Annotated in this window: 2 protein-coding genes and 3 tRNA genes; all 5 read right to left on the bottom strand. The window is 66.7% G+C overall.

Annotated features, from left to right (window positions below; translation table 11 throughout):
- Window positions 1-5 precede the first annotated feature (5 nt).
- Window positions 6-81, bottom strand: a tRNA-Gly gene (locus AC04L7_RS15850).
- A 29-nt stretch (window positions 82-110) separates the two neighbouring features.
- Window positions 111-184: transfer RNA gene (locus tag AC04L7_RS15845), tRNA-Cys, on the bottom strand.
- A 109-nt stretch (window positions 185-293) separates the two neighbouring features.
- Window positions 294-369, bottom strand: a tRNA-Gly gene (locus AC04L7_RS15840).
- Window positions 360-1,007 carry a CDP-diacylglycerol--glycerol-3-phosphate 3-phosphatidyltransferase gene (pgsA, locus tag AC04L7_RS15835; RefSeq protein ID WP_299343266.1) on the bottom strand — a complete coding sequence of 216 codons (648 nt, stop codon included), beginning with the start codon at window positions 1,005-1,007 and terminating at the stop codon, window positions 360-362. Before pgsA ends, AC04L7_RS15840 begins: the two co-directional genes overlap by 10 nt.
- Window positions 1,008-1,014: 7 nt before the next feature.
- Complete coding sequence (uvrC, locus tag AC04L7_RS15830; RefSeq protein WP_475513381.1) at window positions 1,015-2,811, bottom strand: excinuclease ABC subunit UvrC; 1,797 nt, start codon at window positions 2,809-2,811, stop codon at window positions 1,015-1,017.
- Window positions 2,812-2,868 lie beyond the last annotated feature (57 nt).

The raw sequence follows: 2,868 nt of genomic DNA, 5'->3' as shown, positions 1-2,868 counted from the left end.
AAAACTGGAGCGGGAAAAGGGACTCGAACCCTCGACCCCGACCTTGGCAAGGTCGTGCTCTACCAACTGAGCTATTCCCGCATCGAAAGACCATCGCGGTCCTTCTGGTTTGGAGGCCTGGGTCGGAATTGAACCGGCGTACGCGGATTTGCAGTCCGCTGCATGACCACTCTGCCACCAGGCCGATGGCGACCGCGCCAGACTGGCGCAATCAAGGCACCTTTTCAAGGCGCCCTACAACACAAAACCCCGCGAACGGGGTTTTGTGGACCGTCCCTCTCAGGACGAAAAACTGGAGCGGGAAAAGGGACTCGAACCCTCGACCCCGACCTTGGCAAGGTCGTGCTCTACCAACTGAGCTATTCCCGCGTCGAGAGAGATGAAATTGTAGCGTCTTGTTCCGGCATGTCAACAGGCTTCCTGTCGCCGTCGCGAAGGATCGGCCATGCCGCAATCAGGTACTGGATGCCCGACCACAGCGTGAGCAACGCAGCGATGGCCAGCAGCCAGTCGCCCAGCAGGAACACCCAGCGCCCCATCCAGATGTCGGCCAGCACCTGCTTGCCCGGCGTCGAGGCGTACAGCAGGCAGGACAATGCCACCATCTGCACGATGGTCTTGATCTTGCCCAGCGCGGCGACCTTCACCGTGGCGCGCTGGCCCAGTTCCGCCATCCATTCGCGCAACGCGGACACCGCGATCTCCCGACCCACGATGACCGCGGCCCAGATGGCCATCCACATGGTCGGGGTGTCCTGCACGATCAGGAACAGCGACACCGCCACCATCAGCTTGTCGGCCACCGGGTCCAGGAAGGCACCGAAGGCGGAATACAGGTGGTAACGCCGGGCGATCCAGCCATCCAGCCAGTCGGTGACCGCCGCGAGCACGAAGATGAAGGCCGCTGCGAAGTTGGTCCACGAGTACGGCAGGTAGAACACCAGCACGAGCACGGGGATCAGCACGATCCGCAGCAACGTGAGCCAGGTGGGAACAGTCAACTTCATCGCAGGCTTACTCGTTTCCTGCCTCGGGGGACGGCAGCCCGTGCAGGTTAGCGTAGATTCGCTCGGCCAGTGCGGCGTTCACCCCGTCGACGCGGGCGATCTCGTCGGCACCGGCGGCCTTCAGCCCGGCCAGCCCGCCGAAGTGCTTGAGCAGGCTCGCGCGCCGGCGCGGACCGATGCCGGGAATGTCCTCCAGCTTGCTGGTCATGCGCGCCTTCTGCCGCTTGCCACGATGCCCGGTGATGGCGAACCGGTGCGCCTCGTCGCGCACCTGCTGGATCAGCTGCAGGGCCGGCGACGCGGCACCCGGCCGCAATTCGCGGCCATCGGGCAGGACCAGCGCCTCGTGCCCCGCACGCCGTTCGACTCCCTTGGCCACACCGACGAGCGTGACGCCATCCACGCCCAGGTCCGCGAGCGCGGACTGCGCCTGCGCGAGTTGTCCCGCGCCACCGTCGATCAGCAGCACGTCCGGCAGCACGCCGCCTTCTTCCACCGCGCGCCGGAAGCGCCGCTCGATGGCCTGGTGCATGGCGGCGAAATCGTCGCCGGGCGTGATCCCGGAGATGTTGTAGCGACGGTACTGCGAACGTACCGCGCCGGCGGCGTCGAACACGACGCAGGACGCGACCGTTGCTTCGCCCATGGTGTGGCTGATGTCGAAGCACTCGATGCGTTTGGCGACCTCGGGCAGTCCCAGCAGTTCCTTCAGCGCCTCGCTGCGTGCGGTCTGCGCGTTCCGGCTGCCGAGTTCGGTCACCAGCGCGATCTCCGCATTGCGCCGCGCCAGGTCCAGGTAGCCCGCGCGTTCGCTGCGGACGTTCCACTTCAGCTGCACCTTGCGACCGGCCGCGGCCGCCAGCGCATGTTCGATCAGCTCCGCCTCGGCGATCTCGCGGTCCAGCACGATCTCCTGCGGTGCCGGCTGCTCGGCGTAGTACTGCGACACGAAGGCACCCAGCACTTCGGCGGCGGAGTCCTCGCCGTTGGTTTTCGGGAAGAACGTGCGCGTGCCGAGGTTGCGACCATCGCGGAAGGCCAGCAACAGCACGCACGCCTGGCTGCCCTGCATTGCACAGGCCAGCACGTCGAGGTCGGCGGCGTGTCCGTCCACGTACTGGCGCGCCTGCAGCGTGCGGATCGAAGCCACCAGATCGCGCAGCCGCGCCGCCTGCTCGAACTCCAGGTTCGCGCTGGCCTGCTCCATCGCGCTGCCCAGTTCGCGCGTCAGTTCGTCGCTGCGGCCGTCGAGGAACAACGTCGCGCGCCGCGCCGCTTCCGCGTAGTCCGCCTCCTCCACCAGTCCGACGCACGGCGCGCTGCAGCGGCCGATCTGGTACTGCAGGCAAGGCCGCGACCGGTTGCGGAAGACGCTGTCCTCGCAATTGCGGATGCGGAACAGCTTCTGCATCAGGTTCAGGGTTTCGCGAACCGCGCCGGCGCTGGGATACGGACCGAAGTAGCGCCCGGGCACTGCGCGCGCGCCACGATGGAATGCAATGCGCGGCCACGCCTCGCGCGTAAGCAGCACGTACGGATAGCTCTTGTCGTCGCGCAGCAGCACGTTGTAGCGCGGCGTCAGCGACTTGATCAGCTGGTTCTCCAGCAGCAGCGCCTCCGCTTCTGTGCGCGTGACCGTCACGTCCATGCGCGCGACCTGGGTCAGCATGGACAAGGTCCGCGGCGACTTGGGCGAGTTGCTGAAATAGCTGGCCACGCGCTTGCGCAGCGCGCCGGCCTTGCCGACGTAGAGCAGCGTATCGTCGGCCGCGTACATGCGGTACACGCCGGGTGCCGTGCTCAAGCCGGCGGCGAATGCCTTGCCGTCGAATTCCGCCTGGGGACTGCGCCTGGGGACTGC

Source organism: Pseudoxanthomonas sp. LjRoot204_2 (genome assembly GCF_056175765.1).
Note: the sequence above shows the minus strand (reverse complement) of the source record. Positions and strands in the feature narration are given on the sequence as shown.

What these genes read in the sequence shown, in the direction of transcription:
- pgsA (WP_299343266.1), bottom strand. Translation starts at nt 1,007, where the DNA reads ATGAAGTTGACTGTTCCCACCTGGCTCACGTTGCTGCGGATCGTGCTG.